Annotated in this window: 18 protein-coding genes; 11 read left to right on the forward strand and 7 right to left on the reverse strand. The window is 59.7% G+C overall.

Annotated elements, in window-relative coordinates:
- Positions 1-147 precede the first annotated feature (147 nt).
- Positions 148-663 (forward strand): hypothetical protein, encoded by a 516-nt coding sequence (locus tag FHT73_RS07485; protein WP_112335619.1) that lies wholly within the window; start codon positions 148-150, stop codon positions 661-663.
- On the opposite strand, the gene FHT73_RS07490 is transcribed toward FHT73_RS07485, so the two are convergent.
- The gene (locus FHT73_RS07490) at positions 638-1306 is read right to left on the reverse strand and encodes a hemolysin III family protein (RefSeq protein ID WP_183710663.1); all 669 of its coding nucleotides are present in this window, start codon (positions 1304-1306) and stop codon (positions 638-640) included. The two genes, FHT73_RS07485 and FHT73_RS07490, sit on opposite strands and share 26 nt — an antisense overlap.
- A 321-nt stretch (positions 1307-1627) precedes the next feature.
- Between FHT73_RS07490 and FHT73_RS07495 the strand changes: the two genes are divergently transcribed.
- Both FHT73_RS07495 and FHT73_RS07500 read left to right on the forward strand, forming a co-directional pair.
- Positions 1628-2494, forward strand: a complete 867-nt coding sequence (locus FHT73_RS07495) for a VOC family protein (RefSeq protein WP_112607540.1) — start codon at positions 1628-1630, stop codon at positions 2492-2494.
- Positions 2495-2595: 101 nt separating this feature from the next.
- A complete protein-coding gene (locus FHT73_RS07500; protein WP_183710665.1) occupies positions 2596-3765 on the forward strand; it encodes an AI-2E family transporter in 1170 nt (389 codons plus the stop codon).
- A 74-nt stretch (positions 3766-3839) separates the two neighbouring features.
- Here FHT73_RS07500 and FHT73_RS07505 read toward each other — a convergent pair whose 3' ends face one another.
- Positions 3840-4631, reverse strand: coding sequence for a polysaccharide deacetylase family protein (locus tag FHT73_RS07505; RefSeq protein WP_041677826.1), 792 nt, complete (start codon positions 4629-4631; stop codon positions 3840-3842).
- A gap of 251 nt (positions 4632-4882) precedes the next feature.
- Between FHT73_RS07505 and FHT73_RS07510 the strand changes: the two genes are divergently transcribed.
- Together FHT73_RS07510 and FHT73_RS07515 are read left to right on the forward strand one after the other, a co-directional pair.
- A complete protein-coding gene (locus FHT73_RS07510) occupies positions 4883-5794 on the forward strand; it encodes a DnaJ C-terminal domain-containing protein (RefSeq protein WP_183710673.1) in 912 nt (303 codons plus the stop codon).
- A 3-nt stretch (positions 5795-5797) separates the two neighbouring features.
- A complete protein-coding gene (locus FHT73_RS07515; protein ID WP_183710675.1) occupies positions 5798-6130 on the forward strand; it encodes a chaperone modulator CbpM in 333 nt (110 codons plus the stop codon).
- A gap of 77 nt (positions 6131-6207) precedes the next feature.
- Here FHT73_RS07515 and FHT73_RS07520 read toward each other — a convergent pair whose 3' ends face one another.
- The gene (locus tag FHT73_RS07520; protein ID WP_112335613.1) at positions 6208-6597 is read right to left on the reverse strand and encodes a DUF930 domain-containing protein; all 390 of its coding nucleotides are present in this window, start codon (positions 6595-6597) and stop codon (positions 6208-6210) included.
- A gap of 283 nt (positions 6598-6880) precedes the next feature.
- Here FHT73_RS07520 and FHT73_RS07525 point away from each other — a divergent pair, with 283 nt between their 5' ends.
- The 4 genes from FHT73_RS07525 (at position 6881) to FHT73_RS07540 (ending at position 11709) form a co-directional block, all read left to right on the forward strand.
- Positions 6881-8974 carry a S9 family peptidase gene (locus tag FHT73_RS07525; RefSeq protein WP_112607548.1) on the forward strand — a complete coding sequence of 698 codons (2094 nt, stop codon included), beginning with the start codon at positions 6881-6883 and terminating at the stop codon, positions 8972-8974.
- A gap of 21 nt (positions 8975-8995) precedes the next feature.
- Positions 8996-9523 carry a DUF1697 domain-containing protein gene (locus FHT73_RS07530; RefSeq protein WP_183710677.1) on the forward strand — a complete coding sequence of 176 codons (528 nt, stop codon included), beginning with the start codon at positions 8996-8998 and terminating at the stop codon, positions 9521-9523.
- A 70-nt stretch (positions 9524-9593) separates the two neighbouring features.
- On the forward strand, positions 9594-11099 hold the full coding sequence (locus FHT73_RS07535) for a protein adenylyltransferase SelO (protein WP_183710679.1): 1506 nt from the start codon (positions 9594-9596) through the stop codon (positions 11097-11099).
- Positions 11100-11172: 73 nt separating this feature from the next.
- Positions 11173-11709, forward strand: a complete 537-nt coding sequence (locus tag FHT73_RS07540; protein ID WP_183710681.1) for a hypothetical protein — start codon at positions 11173-11175, stop codon at positions 11707-11709.
- A gap of 83 nt (positions 11710-11792) precedes the next feature.
- On the opposite strand, the gene bla is transcribed toward FHT73_RS07540, so the two are convergent.
- The 3 genes from bla to dmeR form a co-directional block, all read right to left on the reverse strand.
- On the reverse strand, positions 11793-12794 hold the full coding sequence (gene bla / locus FHT73_RS07545; RefSeq protein ID WP_183710683.1) for a class A beta-lactamase: 1002 nt from the start codon (positions 12792-12794) through the stop codon (positions 11793-11795).
- Positions 12795-12880: 86 nt separating this feature from the next.
- A complete protein-coding gene (gene dmeF, locus FHT73_RS07550; protein ID WP_183710692.1) occupies positions 12881-13885 on the reverse strand; it encodes a CDF family Co(II)/Ni(II) efflux transporter DmeF in 1005 nt (334 codons plus the stop codon).
- Positions 13886-14024: 139 nt separating this feature from the next.
- Positions 14025-14297 (reverse strand): Ni(II)/Co(II)-sensing transcriptional repressor DmeR, encoded by a 273-nt coding sequence (dmeR, locus tag FHT73_RS07555; protein WP_069616048.1) that lies wholly within the window; start codon positions 14295-14297, stop codon positions 14025-14027.
- 194 nt (positions 14298-14491) lie between these two features.
- On the opposite strand from dmeR, the gene FHT73_RS07560 reads away from it, so the two are divergent.
- Both FHT73_RS07560 and FHT73_RS07565 read left to right on the forward strand, forming a co-directional pair.
- Positions 14492-14905: a helix-turn-helix domain-containing protein gene (locus FHT73_RS07560; RefSeq protein ID WP_183710694.1), complete on the forward strand. Its 414-nt coding sequence runs from the start codon at positions 14492-14494 to the stop codon at positions 14903-14905.
- 199 nt (positions 14906-15104) lie between these two features.
- Positions 15105-15593, forward strand: a complete 489-nt coding sequence (locus FHT73_RS07565; protein WP_112340329.1) for a GNAT family N-acetyltransferase — start codon at positions 15105-15107, stop codon at positions 15591-15593.
- Between the two features lie 103 nt (positions 15594-15696).
- Here FHT73_RS07565 and FHT73_RS07570 read toward each other — a convergent pair whose 3' ends face one another.
- A complete protein-coding gene (locus FHT73_RS07570) occupies positions 15697-16323 on the reverse strand; it encodes a C39 family peptidase (RefSeq protein ID WP_183710696.1) in 627 nt (208 codons plus the stop codon).
- Between the last annotated feature and the right edge of the window lie 17 nt (positions 16324-16340).

The raw sequence follows: 16340 nt of genomic DNA on the forward strand, positions 1-16340 counted from the left end.
CGAATTCCCGTCATTACTGCATGGCTCGCAATGAAGTTGTAATGAATTTGCGCTAATTTATCGGTATTTTCTGAACCGCTATGGAAATTGCGCTCAAAAAAGCGCTACTCTTGACCGGTTTGCAGACCCTGCCTCCCGGAAACCGCAATGCTCACCCGCGTCATTAGCCTCCTGCTCCTTTCGACCATCCCGGTCTCTGCCGCGGACTGGTGGTCCTATGACAATGCAGGTCTTGGCTATGCGATCGAGCTGCCGTCGGAATTCCGTCTTACCGCTCCTTCCGAGGATACCGACCGGCTTTCGCTATCGCCGGCAGATCGCTCGGCTTCGCTGCAGGTCTTCGGCACGATGATCGCCAATGGCGATTTCATTTCGGAGGCGAATGGGCGCGTGGCGCTCGCCAGGGACCAGGGCTGGAAAATTTCCTATTCGAAATCGAACTCGCGCGGCATCAGCTTTTCCGGCACGAGGCAGGGGCGCATCGTTTATGTGCGTGGGGTCGCGCTCTGCAACGGAGGCGCCGCCTTCTTCCAGATGGATTATTCAAAGGCTGATATGCAGCGCTACGACGCCGTCGTCATGCGCCTGGTGCGCAGCCTGCGTTCGACGAAGAAATGCGCGCCCACAGCCGAGATCGTCAAAAATTTTCCGGCGACAGGCTGAAACAGGTCAGCACCGCAGAATAGTGTACGGCGGCCGCGGTAACGACGAAGCCATGCCAGATGGCGTTCTGGAAACGCAGCCTTTCCCAGACGTGAAAGACCACGCCGAGCGAATAGATCACGCCGCCGATGACGATGAGCAGCATCGAGGCAAACGGGATATGCATGGAAACGGGCTCGGCGACGAGGATGCCACTCCAGCCCATCGCAAGGTAGAGCAGGATCGCCAGTCGATCGAAGCGTCCCGGGAAAAGGACCTTCAGGATGATGCCGAAGGCCGCAAAGACCCAGACGGCGATCAGCACGCCCAAAAGCAGCGGATCTTCGGCCCCCCGCTCCAGAAAAGGCGTATAGGTGGCGGCGATGAGGACATAGATGAAGGAATGATCGAAGCGGCGGAGAAACCATTTCGTCCTGGACACGGGCCATAAATTGTAGGTGAAGGACATCCCGAGCGTCAGCACCAGACCGACGCCATAGATCCAGGCGGCGGCGATACCGCCGTAGGAGCTCCAAACCGTCGCATAGAAGATCAATACGGTGGCGCCGATCAGCGCGAAGACCACGCCGACACCATTGACGATGCCGTCCGCGATAATCTCATATCGGTCATAGGCCCAACGGATGCCTCTGTACTCGGTCATTTCATCCGGTTCCGTTTCCGTAGCGCATCGATCCTTGCACCGGAGCGAAGAGGACGCAACTGCGCCAAACGCGCGCATCGATCAATCTTCGTGAATGGCGTGCCGCCGGCCTGCTCGCCCCGTCAATGGAAAGCGAACGCTCAATCCGCAATTTATGGCCTTCTGTGAACAATCGAAATCCGCCATATGAATGTGCAAGTACAGCGGGCCAGGGGATCAAAGAGGCATATCAACCGGCGAAACCCTCCTGCCCGCCGCTGGCGGCCATTGCCGCCGACGCCGGTTGCCTTTTTCAAGATTATCGAGGTTGGAACTCACCCCATGACCGAAGCCGCCCCCTCCTACGCCTTGACCCGTCCTGCCTATGTCGGCGGATCCCATCTTGTCGTTACCGATCTACCGCTCGTGTCGCGCTTCTACCAGGATATGCTTGGCCTGAAGGTCATCGAGAAGACGGCAAGCGGCGAGGTTTTGGGCGTCACCGGTCATCCCCTTCTGACGCTGACGACGGATCGGGCCGCGACGCGTGCGCCGACAACGGCCGCCGGCCTGTTTCACACCGCCTTCCTGATGCCGAGCCGCGTCGAGCTGGCGCGCTGGCTTCGCCATGCCGCCCAAAACAATGTCGTGCTGGAAGGCGCTTCGGACCATATCGTTAGTGAAGCCATTTACCTGTCCGACCCGGAAGGCAATGGCATCGAGATCTATGCCGACCGGCCGCATGAGCAATGGACGTTTCACGATGACGGCACGGTCGAGATGGCTACGCTCCGGCTCGATCTGCAGAAGCTCTACGAAAGCGCTCCGCAGGATCGCTGGGACGGCATGGCTGAGGGCTCGGCCATCGGCCACATCCACCTGCAGGTCGGCGATGTGGCCGAAGCGAACGCCTTCTATCGCGACGTGCTCGGCATGAAGGTCATGGCGGCGCGCTATCCGGGCGCGACCTTCCTTGCCACCGGCGGCTACCACCATCATCTCGGCGCCAATACGTGGAACAGCCGGGGTGCCGGCGTGCGCAGCGAGCATATGACCGGCCTTTCCGACTATACGCTGCGGTTCAACGACAAGGCTGCGCTCGACAAGGCAGCAGCGGCTCTGGAGAAGCACGAAATCAAGACCGAGAAACGTGATGGTGGCATATCGCTGCGCGATCCCTGGGGCATTGGGCTGAACCTGATCGCCTGATTTGCTTCTATTCGCTATCGCTTCATGCCCGTTACGGAACCGGAACAAGCCTTTCCGCGTTTGAATGGTGAGGCGATCGTGCCTTCAGGAACCCGCAGGGCATGGAAGTCGATAAATTCGTCACGCAGCGATCGGAAGCAACAATTATACGCGAAGGCAGGCCCGACGCGGAACGCAATGCATCCGCCGATGACGGCGGCGAGGACAGTATTTTCGACATGTCCCATGGCTCGAGGCGCAGCAGGCTTGATGTCGCCGCCTCCTGGGCGATCATAGGCATCTTCCTCATATTCGCCTTGGCGGGCGTCTACATGATGTCGCTGATCCTCATTCCGGTGACGCTTGCGGTCGTCGTCGGCATGATTCTTGGGCTTGCGGCAGAAAAGCTCAGCAAGCTCGGCGTGCCTCGCGTTTTGAACGCTGTCCTCCTTTCATCGGGCGTCGCGCTGGTTATCTTCCTCATTGTCAATGCGCTTGCCGGACCTGTGGCCACGCTCGCACAGGAGCTGCCCGATTTCGTCCAACGGACCTCCGACCGGCTGATGCCCTATCTCGGCCGTTTCAAATGGCTGCATATCTCGTCCGAAACATTTCAGGGCAGCCCTGTCTCGATCAGCACCGTGCTCGAAAACAGCGGCAATGTGCTGCACCTCGTATCCACGAGCCTCACGCCTGCAATCGTACAGATCCTGATCTTCTTTGCTGCCTTGCTGCTGTTCCTCGCCGGCAGGGTGAGCTTGCGCAAGACGATCATTATGACCTTTTCCACGAGAGCATCCCGCCTGGCTGCGATCCGCATCATCAATGCCGTGGAGCGGGTGCTGGGCTTTTACTTCGCGACCGCTTCATTGATCTATGTCGGGATCGGCGTGGCGATGACTGTGATCGCCTATGTCGGCGGCATGAGCGTGCCGATTCTCTGGGGCGTTTTCGCCTTCGTATCCAGCTTCATTCCGTTCCTTGGCGTGACCACGATGACGCTCTCGCTCGCGATCGCGGGCATCGTCACCCATTCGGACATCATTTTCGGTCTGGCACCGGCCGTAGCCTTCTTCGGGGTGCATATGGCCGTGGAAAACCTCGTCTTTCCCGCAGTCATGGGACGTCAATTGGAGCTCAATCCCTTTGTCGTCTTCCTTGCCATCATCTTCTGGACATGGATGTGGGGCGCCGTCGGCGCCATGTTGGCCCTGCCACTGTCTTTGATCGTCATGACCGTCATCGACGAGCTTTTCATCGAGGAAAAAGCCCAGCCGCAATTGCCGGGTTAGAGCATTGTCTTTTGCCGCCCCGCACGGAAAAGTGCCGCGCACTATTCCTGGAAATATTCCGGCCGATCTGGCGATCAGTTCGTCGTGTCGTCATCGCCCTTTTCGGCGATATCCTGCAGGCGAACGAAATTAACGCCCTTTGCCTTTAGCGCTAGGATGCTGGCCGCTACCCCCTCACCCGCCGCGTGCGTCGGCTGATTGATATGGGAGATGATGACATCGCCATCCCTCGCGGAGGCATATTGCTTTTCCACCATCTTGGCCGGCAGCAGCGACCCACTGTCGCCATTCACCGAATAGCCGGCGATCCGATAGCCCATGCCGCGGATCTGCATGATGGCAGCGGGTGTGTATTTCGCGGTCGCGCCGCGGAACCAGCGCGGCTGCGGGATGCCTGCGGCAGTCATCGCATCGGCGCCGCCCTGAACTTCCTGGGCAACCGCCTGCGGCGAACCGGCGGCGGCAATGCCATAGACCTTGGTCGGGACATCGACAGCCGGGATATGGTTCTGCCCGTGGTTTTCCAGTTCGAAGAGATCGGGATGGGCAAGGAAAACCTTCAATGCGTCCGGATTGGTCCGAAGCCAGCGCGCGGTGACGAAGATGGTTGCCGGGATGCGCTGATCGACGAGCGTGCTCAAGATGCGCGGATCCGTCTTGCCCATGCAGGCATCGAAGGTAAGCGCAATGCGGGGTGTGCCCTTGCCTGCACGATCGACGTGCAGATGCGGCTCGACGAGCTTGACCTTCGAAACCGGGGCCTTCGGCGGCAATTGCGGCCAACCGGCAGGCGGCTGCTCCGGCTGGGCGGCAAAAGCAAGCTTTGCGGCAAACAAGAGCATGGATGTCAGCAAAAGACGTTTCATCAGGCGGCCACCGGATCGATCAAGCAAACGAAATCTGGCGGCAGGAAGATGATGCCATTCCCAGCCGCAATGCCCGCCATCATCCGGCAACACGCCGGAAATATGGCAGACTGGCGGCATTATGCCATTTCACATCGGAAATGCATCAGGCGTGAAACGGGCTTCAACATCATCACGTCTATGCTACGATTGATATGAGATTGGCGTGACACTATCTGCATATTTTTCCGTGCTCCCAAAGAGAGACATGTATGAGTCGCGATCCCTATGAAGTTTTGGGCGTAAAGCGGGACGCCCCGCAAAAGGATATTCAAAGCGCCTATCGCAAGCTTGCCAAGAAGCTGCATCCAGACCTCAACCCCGGCGACAAGCAAGCCGAAGACAAGTTCAAGGAGGTCTCCTCAGCCTACGGTATTCTCGGCGACGAGGAGAAGCGTGTGCGATTCGACCGCGGAGAAATCGACAACAGCGGTGCCGAGCAGGCGCCGCGCAGCTACTACCGTGATTATGCGGCACAGGAAGGCCATCGCGGTCCCTATCAGAATGCGGGCGGCTTTGCCGATTTCGGCGATGCCGACGATATATTTTCCAGCTTCTTCTCGCGGCGCAGCCGGGGCCAATCGCAAATGCAGGGTCAAGACCGTCATTACACGATGGAGGTCGATTTTCTCGACGCCATCAACGGCGCCAAGAAGCAGATCAGTCTGCCGGACGGCCCCGCCCTGGACGTTCAAATCCCGCCGGGAACACGTGATGGGCAGACGCTTCGGCTGAAGGGTAAGGGCGATCCAGGCTTCAACGGCGGCAAGCCCGGAGACGCACTGATTGCGGTGCGTGTCCGCCCGCACAGCGTCTACACTCGCGATGGCGACGATATCCGGATGGAAGTGCCGATTTCGCTGAGCGAGGCAGTGCTTGGCGGCAAGATCCGGGTTCCGACGCCATCCGGCGCAGTTACGGTGACGCTGCCGCCGAACTCCAATACGGGCAAAGTACTGCGTTTGAAGGGCAAGGGTGCCCCTGTCCGCGGCAAAGACAATGGCGATGCCTATGTCTCGCTGAAGATCGTCCTTCCAGATGCGCCGGATCCCGAACTGACGCGCTTCGTTTCCGAATGGGAGGCAGGTAAGGCGCAAGATCCCAGAAAGACCATGGGAGGATAAGCGATGAACGAGAGCGAGTTTCGGCTGCATCTCCGGATCGAAACCACGGTGCTGGAAGTCTGGATATCTCAGGGCTGGGTCGTGCCCGAGGTCACGGATGAGGGACGCAACTTTAGCGAAGCCGACATTGCGCGCGGCCGGCTCATCCTCGATCTCGCCAGCGCGATGGGTGTCAATGAACCGGGCGTCGATGTCGTCATGGACCTGGTGGATCAGCTTCACAGCCTCAGGGCGACACTGCGCGACCTGACGGATGCCGTATGCCGGCAGCCGCCCGATGTGCAGGACCATATCCTGTCGGAGCTGACACGTTTGGAATCGCTGAGGCGGCGATAAGGCAGCGAGCTAGCTCAGGATAGAACATGGCCGCCATGAATTGATGTCCGGAGGCCCTTGGTGTCTCACCCGGACGCTCAATCGTAAAGATAATGCTCCTGCCAGGCGTCGCGCGGCACCTTGTCACCGATCTGATAGCTCAGATCGCGGACATGAATATGCTGCGGCCCGGTCACGCACGTATATGAGAGGTGATACCAGTCACCCTTGCTGCGAAAGACGGCGCCGGGCGCATTCATGGCATCCGGCTGCATATCCGGATCGCCGAATGTATAGGCGATCACCTTGTCCGGCTTGAAACCCGTCTTGTCCGTGCCGATCCGCTTCATGGCCTCTGCGTCGCACGCCTGTTCCATTCGTTCCGAGGGATCGAGCTTCTCCAACTGCTTCTTGATAGCCGCATCGACCGCGAAGGCGGAGGTGGCAATACTGGCCAATGGAATCAGGATGGCGAAGAGTTTCAGCATGAAGACCGGTCCCTTGCATTGTTTTGGATTTGAGTGCGTTCGCTCCATCGGAGAAGGCTGACCGCCTTCGTGTCGACGCACTGTATGCCGACTTCGAGAAAGAATGTGGTCTCATCAAGGCAGCGCCGATGCGGTCTCCCGCAAGCTGCCAATTCGAGGGAGACTAATATCGGCTGCTTGCATGGAGCTTGAGGAACAGACTTGCCGCTTGAACCTCACGTCGCTGCCCTCTATTTCTCTCTTCACTTCACATCCGACTTTCACTCCAGAGAAAGCGCCCCTCGTGTCAGTTTTCAAGAATCTTCCCACCCCGCCTGCCGCTCCGAAGAAGCCGTTTACCGATACACGTCACGGCATTACCCGCACCGACGATTATGCGTGGCTGCGGGCCGACAACTGGCAGGCCATGTTCAAGGACCCGTCGATCCTGGCGCCGGAAATCCGGTCGCATCTGGAGGCGGAGAACACCTACATGAACGCGGCGATGGCGGACACGAAAGAGCTGCAGAAGGTTCTCTTCGGCGAAATGAAGGGTCGTATCAAGGAAGACGACAGTTCGATACCGATGAAGGATGGCCCCTATGCCTACGGCACGCTCTTCGTCACCGGCGGCGAGCAGCCCCACTTCTTCCGCGAACCGCGCAACGGCGGCGAACGCAAGCTGCTGCTGAATGGCGACAAGGAGAATGAGGGAAAATCCTATTTCCGTCTTTCGGGCCTCGATCATTCCTCCGATCACAGCCTCGGCATCTGGGGCTATGACGACAAGGGTTCTGAATATTTCACGCTGAAGATCCGCAATTTCGAGACCGGCGCAGATCTGCCCGACGTGATCGAGAATACCGGCGGCGATGCCGTATGGGCGCCCGACGGCAAGAGCTTCTTCTACACGCATCAGGACGAGAACCATCGCCCCTCGAAGATCTTCCATCACATCATAGGCACGCCGCAGTCGGACGACCGGCTCGTCTACGAGGAGGAGGATCCTGGCTTCTTCATGGGCGTCGGCGGCTCGCTGCTCGACGATTACATCTTCATCGATATCCACGATCACGAGACCAGCGAATACCGCATCATCCCGACCTCGGATCTGACCGCCGAGCCCAAGATCGTGGCCGAGCGCGAAACCGAGATCGAATATGAGATCAGCGAAGGCGGCGACGTCTTCTACATTCTCACCAATGACGGTGACGCCAAGGATTTCAAGATCATGGAAGCGCCGGCGAAGAACCCAGGCAAGGAAAACTGGCGTGAAGTCGTGCCGCATAAGCCGGGCACGCTGATCCTCAGCCATCTCGCCTATGCCCGCCATCTCCTCTGGCTGGAGCGCAAGGACGGCCTGCCGCGCATCATCATCCGCGACCGTCGTACCGGCGAGGAACACGCGATCGCCTTCGAGGAGGAGGCCTATGCGCTCGGCCTGCAGGGTGCGGCAGAATACGATACGGATGTCATCCGCTTCTCCTACTCCTCGATGACGACGCCGAGCCAGCTCTACGACTACAATATGGTGACGCGCGAGCGCACTCTGCTGAAAACGCAGGAAGTGCCATCTGGCCACAATCCGGAAGACTATGTGACGCGCCGCGTCTTCGCACCCGCTTGGGATGGCGAGACCGTGCCGGTGACGCTGCTTTATCGCAAGGACACGCCCCTCGACGGCTCGGCCCCCTGCTTGCTCTATGGTTACGGCGCCTATGGCGTTACCATCCCGGCCGGCTTCAACACCAATTGCCTGTCGCTCGCCGACCGTGGCTTCGTCTATGCCATCGCCCATATCCGCGGCGGCAAGGACAAGGGCTTTGCCTGGTACGAAGACGGCAAGATGGAAAAGAAGACCAATACCTTCAAGGACTTCATCGCAGCCGCCGACTATTTGAATCAGGAGAAGTTCACCTCTTACACGAAGATCATCGCCGAGGGCGGATCGGCCGGCGGCATGCTGATGGGCGCCATCGCCAACATGGCGCCGGAGAAATTCGCCGGCATCATCGCCGCCGTGCCCTTCGTCGACGTGCTCAACACCATGCTCGACGACACCCTGCCGCTGACGCCGCCGGAATGGCCGGAATGGGGCAATCCGATCGAAAGCAAGGAAGAGTACGAGCAGATCGCCGCCTATAGTCCCTACGACAATGTCGGCGAGAAGCCCTACCCGCCGATCCTCGCGCTCGGCGGCCTCACCGATCCGCGCGTCACCTATTGGGAACCGGCCAAGTGGGTCGCCAAGCTGCGTGAGAAAACCACCAGCAATGCGCCTATTCTCCTGAAGACGAACATGGATGCCGGCCACGGCGGCGCTTCCGGCCGCTTCCAGCGGCTCGAGGAAGTGGCGTTCGAATACGCCTTCGCCGTCAAGGTCGCTGAAAAGATGTAAACGGAACGGCGGGAGGAAACCATGACCGTCTTCGTCGCCCTGCTACGTGCCGTCAATGTCGGCGGCACCGGCATGCTGTCCATGGCCGATCTCAAGGCACTGTGCGAAGAGATCGGCCTCAAGGATGTGCGCACCTATATTCAGAGCGGCAATTTGGTCTTCCGCGCCGGGGAGGATGAGGCAACGGTGCAGGCTCGGCTTGAAAAGGCACTGGCGGCTAAGATGGGCAAATCTCCGGGCGTGATCCTACGCAGCCGCGAGGCTCTAGAAAGGGCGGCTGATACTTCGCCCTTCCCGCACGCCAAGCCGAACTACCTGCTGGTGACTTTCCTACAGGAGGCGGCACCGGAAGATGCACTCACCAAGCTCGTCGCACCCGGGGGCGAGGAAGTGCATATCGCCGGCCGCGAAATCTACGTGCATTACCCCGACGGCTCCGGACGCTCGAAGCTGAAGCTGCCGGCCCTGAAGGCGGGCACGTCCAGAAATCTCAATACGGTGCGCAAGCTTGCGGAGATGGCACGGGAGCTGGAGGACAGCGGACTTTGAAATCGGCAACAGCAAAGCCGATTACGATATCCGCCTTGCGCCTCCCACGCACCGGCCCTACCTTAGGAGCATGAGCTCTCCTCTTCACGATGACACCGCGCTTCGGGCGCCGCCGATCGCCTTCGACAACAGCTACGTGCGCCTGCCGCCGCAGTTCTTTGCGGACCAGGCGCCGACGCCGGTTGCTGCGCCGCAGTTGATCAAGTTCAACGAGGTGCTGGCACGGGAACTCGGGCTGGATGTGGAGACGCTGAAGCAAAATGCGGCGGCAATCTTTTCGGGCAACGAGCTGCTGCCGGGATCGCAACCGATCGCCATGGCCTATGCCGGCCACCAGTTCGGCAATTTCGTTCCGCAGCTTGGCGATGGCCGCGCGATCCTGCTTGGCGAGGTGAAGGATCGCAACGGCAAGCGCCGGGACATTCAGCTCAAGGGTCCGGGACCGACGCCGTTTTCCCGCCGCGGCGATGGACGCGCCGCGCTTGGCCCGGTTCTGCGCGAATATATCGTCAGCGAGGCCATGCATGCGCTCGGCATTCCGACGACGCGGGCGCTCGCGGCCGTGACATCAGGCGAGCCTGTCTATCGCGAGGAAGTATTGCCCGGTGCGGTATTTACCCGCGTGGCGGCGAGCCATATCCGCGTCGGCACTTTCCAGTTCTTTGCGGCGCGGGGCGATACGGAGAGCGTGCGGACCCTGGCGGATCACGTCATTGCCAGGCATTACCCGGAAATCAGAGACCGCAAGAACCCTTATCTTGCACTGCTAGAAGCCGTGGCCGATCGGCAAGCTTCATTGATCGCGCGCTGGCTCCATGTCGGCTTCATCCATGGGGTGATGAACACCGACAATATGACCGTATCTGGCGAGACGATCGATTTCGGTCCCTGCGCCTTCATGGATGCCTACGATCCGGCGACCGTGTTCTCATCCATCGACCGCAACGGCCGCTATGCCTATGCCAATCAGCCAGCTATCGGCCAATGGAATCTTGCGCGCCTCGGCGAGACGCTGATCCCGCTGATCGACTCGTCCGTCGATGCGGCGATCGATCTGGCAAACACGGTCATCAAAGCCTATGGCGAACGCTTTCAGGCCTATTGGCTTGCCGGCATGCGCGCCAAGATCGGCCTTGCGAGCGAAGAGGACGACGATCTGGACCTGATTCAGTCGCTGCTGGCGACGATGCAGCAGCAGGGCGCTGATTTTACGCTCACCTTCCGCCGACTTGCGACTCTCGCTCCAGACGAGGACGTGACCGATTTCGCCGCCGCGTTCAACGACCCGCAAGCAGCGGCACCTTGGCTCGAACGCTGGCGCGAGCGACTTGCTCGCGATCCGCAGGCGCCGGCAGAGCGAGCTGAAGCGATGCGCAAGGTCAATCCGGCCTTCATTCCCCGCAATCACCGAATCGAGCAGGCCATCGAGGCGGCGGTCGAGGATGGTGATTTCTCGCTGTTCGAAGCGTTGCTGAAGGTGCTGGCAACTCCTTACCAGGATCAACCGGCCTTTGCGCCTTACGCGGATCCTCCATTGCCGGCAGAACGGGTGCTTCAGACCTTCTGCGGCACCTGAGGAAGCTTAAGCACATAAGCTCCGGACAGGTTTGCAGAGTCATCGTCCCGGCAATCCACCGGGAGACATGACGATGAAAGTGCACAGCAGCACCCAAAATTATTTCAGCACGCCGATCCGCAGCCAGCAAAGCAGCGACAGCGACGACAGCACACCCTTCTCGCTGCCGGACGACGGCGACGGCCAGCAGGAGGATTCGCAGGGACCGTCCATTTCGTCCAGCGGCGTCCCCTCCTCGATTTCATCCGGCTTCTGGCTCAGCCAGGTCGGCAGCACGTCGTCTTCGACCTCGGCCGACGGCGGCGAGCAGGATAACGTGGCGGCCACGGATGGAAGCGGCTCGGCATCATCAAGCGAGCAGTCCGATCAGGATATCCTCAATGAATTTGCCAAATGGGCGAACATGACGCCGGCTCAGAAGATCCGCGGGCAATATCTCGAGGCGCATGGCCTGACGGAAGATTCGTTCAAGTCCTTGCCGGCCGACGAGCAGAAGGCAATCAACGACCAGATTGCCGATGAGATCAAGCAGAAGCTCGGAGCCGGCAACACTGATGATGATAGCGATCAGGAAACGGACAGCGCAGCTGCGGCATTGGCGCTGGTCTGAGTCAATTGCCAAACCACTTGAAAACGATACGGATCTGATTCACATCTCGCTCTTATCGTCTTGTTTTCATTATCGATATCTCGTTATTGCCCGACCATGTCGACGACGATCTTGCCGATCTCGGCAAACACTGCCTCGACGTCCTTTGCAGGCGCAGTCGCCTCGGCAACAAAGGTCGTGACCAGGATCGCACCCCGGTCCGGCGGCCAGATGACGGCGATATCGGCATAGGAGCCGTTATTGCCGGTACCGGTCTTGTCGCCGACCTTCCATTCCTTCGGCAGGCCGGCCCGCAAGCGATTATTTCCCGTCATATTGGCGACGAGCCAGTTGACCAGCTGCTCCCTCGATGTTTCCGACAGCGTATTGCCGAGTGTCAGAAGGCCGATCGAATCCAGCATCGCATCCGGGGTCGTCGTGTCGCGCGGGTCGTCCTTGACGGCCTGGTTGACATCTGGCTCGTTGCGATCAAGGCGGGTCTCGGTGTCGCCTGTGGTGCGCAGCCACGAAGTCAACGCGGCAGGTCCGCCGAAACTTTCGAGCAGAAGATTGCCAGCCGTATTGTCGCTCAGCGTGATTGCGGCTGCGCAGAGCTCGGCAATGGTCATCCCATCGCCGTCGGCGTGCTTTTCTGTTTCCGGCGAATAGGTGACGATCTTGTCCTTGCCGTAGGTGACGCGGCGGTCGAGCTTTTCCGTGCCCTGATCGACGCGCGCCAGCACAAAGCCGGCAGCAAGCGCCTTGTAGGTGCTGCACAGGGGAAAATGCTCCTCCTCGCGATGGCCGAGAGAAATATTGGTTTCAGTGTCGAGCACGGAGACTCCGAGGCGGCCGCCGGTCTTCTTTTCCAGATCGGCAAGCTGCTTGTCGACATCGTCGGACAGCTGCGAATTATCCGGCGCTGCGCTGTCGCTTTCCATTCCCTGGCTGCCGGCGCCGGGTGCCGCCGAATTATCCGTTGTCGCAGGCGTCTGGGGTGATGTGCCGCTATCCTGTGCAAAAAGCGCATCGGGGCCGAGCGTCAAGGCGGGAAGAAGCAGCGCCGAGCCTGCCATGAGGCGGCGGCGGGTTAGCAATGTGGGCATGCGAGAGGCCTCCAGCAGAATCGGGCAGATTTTGGGCTATGCGAGGAATATGGCAAGCCTCTGACCTTACCGATTGCTAGCGGATTTTATGCAGCCTTGTCGACGGTAACTTCGACCGTTACATGCGAGAGCTCGTGAATACTGGCAAGCCGCGCCTTATAGAAAGAGGGCTCGCGCGAGACGGCTGTTGCGACCGCAACGATGGCCGCATGATGCCCGGGCCCAACCTGCCAGACATGCAGATCGGTAATCCGATCCTCGTCCGTTTCGATCGCCTCGCGGATCTCCTCAGGCAGATCCTCGCCTTGCGGAATGAAATCGAGGAGAACGGCGCCGGAAGCGCGCAGCAGGCTCCAGGCCCATTGCAGGATGACCAGGCCGCCGACGATGCCCATGACGGGATCGAGGAAGGTCCAGCCGAAACGGCTGCCAAGCAGCAGGGCAGCGATGGCCAGAACCGAGGTCATCGCATCGGCGATGACATGGACATAGACCGAGCGCAGATTGTTATCCCTGCCACCTTTTTGGCCATGGTCGTGATGGTGATCGTCATGATGCTCATGATGATGGGCGTGATCGTGAGTATGGGCGTGGCCATGGCTGTGCCCATGGCCGGCGTGACCGTGGTGATGATGGCTGTGGTCGGCGCGCAGAAGCCATGCGCTGACGAGATTGACGATAAGGCCGACAACAGCAATTGCGATGGCCTCGCGGAAATTGATCGCCACCGGATCGAGCAATCTCAGTATGCTCTCCCAGCCCATGATCAGCGCGATCAGCGCCAGCACGATCGCGCTGGCAAAGCCCGCGAGATCGCCGAACTTGCCGGTGCCGAAGGTGAAGCGTGCATTGTGCGCATGTCGGCGCGCGTAGAGATAGGCGAGCGCCGAGATCAGCATGGCGCTGACATGGGTCGACATATGCCAGCCATCGGCGAGCAGCGCCATCGAGCCGTAAATCGTGCCCGCGCCGATCTCGACTACCATCATGACCGCTGTGAGTGCAATGACGAGCCAGATGCGGCGTTCGTTGCGCTGGTGGTCGGAGCCCAGAAAAACGTGGCTGTGCCCCGCTTCGGAGGAAATACTCATGACATTGGTCTCTCTTTGAACGCCTGAAACCATAAAACGCGTCCCGATCTTTCAGATGCACTTCTGGCGCTTTACGTCTTCGATTTTTCGCATGCCGTTATCGCAAAACCGCCGCACACTTTTGCGCGACATGCTTTGGTCACCGCAGATAGGTCTTCAGCACGTCGGCTATCTCATCGACTGCCTGCCGGCGGGCCTCATCAGTTTCGGCATGGAGCACATGCTCCTGCAGATGGTCCTCCAGCACCTCTCCGGTCAGCCCCGTCAGGGCACCGCGAATGGAGGCAAGGAGCTGCAGGATTTCCCCGCACGGCCGCTCGGCCTCGAGCGCGCGCTCCACCGCTTCCATCTGCCCCTTGAGGCGACGGACGCGAGAGAGAAGCTTGGCTTGCTGACGAATGGTATGGGACATCGTAGCCTCGATTTATAATATAGGGGGGTATACTATTTATGATGATGAATTGGAAGCCAGATTTCGTGGCGACGACCGGACAATGAGGTGGGCCGACGGTATCCCAGCCGGCGGTCACAGCTACCCGGCCTTGCAATTTCGACGAATGGCCTCATATATTTCTCTAGAGACTAGAGGTATTTGAGGGCCATACAATGCTGACCATCGGCGATCTATCCAAGCGGACCGGCGTGAAAGTGCCGACAATCCGCTATTACGAACAGATGGGTCTGATATCGGAGCCGGAACGCAGCGAAGGCAATCAGCGGCGTTATTCCAAAGCCGATCTTGAGCGTCTCGCCTTTATCCGCCATGGCCGCGACCTTGGACTGACGATCGATACGATCAAGGAGCTGATCTCGCTCAGCCAGCACCCGGACCGCCCCTGCGTAGGCGCCGACCGTATCGCCAAGGAGCATCTGGATGACGTTCGCACCAAGATCGCGCGGCTGAAGAAGCTGGAGCACGAGCTGGAGCGCATCGTCTCGCATTGCGACGGCCATAGCATCGAAGACTGCTATGTGATCCGCGCGCTTTCCGATCACGGCCTATGCGAACACGAGCACTGAGCCCCCATTGACAAATACGCTGAACCGGATCATTGATGCGCCCATGATCACGAACGCGCTCCATAATTGCTCGTATTTTTGGCTGTACCTGTAACGGGCGGCCAAGACAGATCATATTGTCAACAAGCCGCCGTCAGGCGGCTTTGTTGTATCGGCAGCGTCCTGACGGCTCATTCAAAAAACAAGGACGCAAAATGCCATGCTAGACGATAGCGACATCTCACTTCTCCGCCCTCCGGTTCTGACCATCCGCAATGCCCAGCCACGCGACCTGCCTGAACTCAACGACATGATCCGGCTGCTGGCCGCCCATCATGGCGACCCCTCCGGCACGACACCCGAACAGCTCGAGCGCGATCTCTTCGGTCCTATGCCGTGGATCACGGCGCTTGTTGCCGAAGGCGAACAGGGGCTGATCGGCTACGCCATCCTCGTGCCGCTCTACAAGGCGCAAGAGGGACAGCGAGGCATGGATCTGCACCATCTCTTCGTGCGCGACGGCCATCGCGGCCATGGCGTCGGGCAGCATCTGGTCGACCGCGCCCGCGATATCGCCCGCAAGGCCGGCTGCAGCTACCTTTCCGTGGGAGCCGCCACAGGCAATTTCCAGGCCCACCGCTTCTACGAAAACATGGATTTCAAGCCGCGTCCGGTCACCGGCATGCGCTACCTTCAGGCTCTGGCCTGATGCCGGCCTTTAAGAGGATCGCCATCCGATATTGATTTTTAGAGTGTTTCTGGTTTCGCGCATTCCGGACGGAAAACCGCTGCGCACTTTTCCTGGAAATACTTCAGTGATCGATGGCGATCCCGCGGCCTGCAAAGAACCTCTCGAACACCTCCAGAGCCATTTCGGCATTCTCGCGCGTCGCATCGATGTGGCCGGATGGATTGTGGAAGCGGATATTATTGCCGTCGATGGCCGTCACCAGCACCAGATGGCCACCCTTGGCCGGCGGCTCGGTCTCGGGCCAGCGGATCGAATGATGCACCGACGCGATGAAATACTCCGATTGCGCGAGGATATCGGCGATGTCAGCGACGGAAATGCCGGTGACGACACGAGCATCCAGATCGAAGCGATCACGAACGAATGGGACGAACGGCGCATAGATCAATCCCTTGATCCGGCCATCCGCCTCCTCGACGTAGCCGCCATATTCCCGGCAACCCATGGCCAGATCCATGATGGGGATGATTTTGCCGGTGCGGGCGGCGAGCACCATCTTCAGGCAGGCCATGCCGCAGAGATTGCCGGCCCAGCGCGCATAATCCTCGACGCTGCTTGCGCCGGATGACGCCCAGAGCGGGTCCTTCAGCAAGGCCGATTGTGCCCCCTCGGCGACGACCGCCAGCGTCATGTCAGGCGTTTCCCATTGGCTGAAATAAGGAACCCTCCGCGCCACCCTTGCGTCCACGACCACCCTCTCCTATT

This window comes from Rhizobium sp. BK098 (assembly GCF_014193155.1).
GTDB lineage: Bacteria > Pseudomonadota > Alphaproteobacteria > Rhizobiales > Rhizobiaceae > Rhizobium.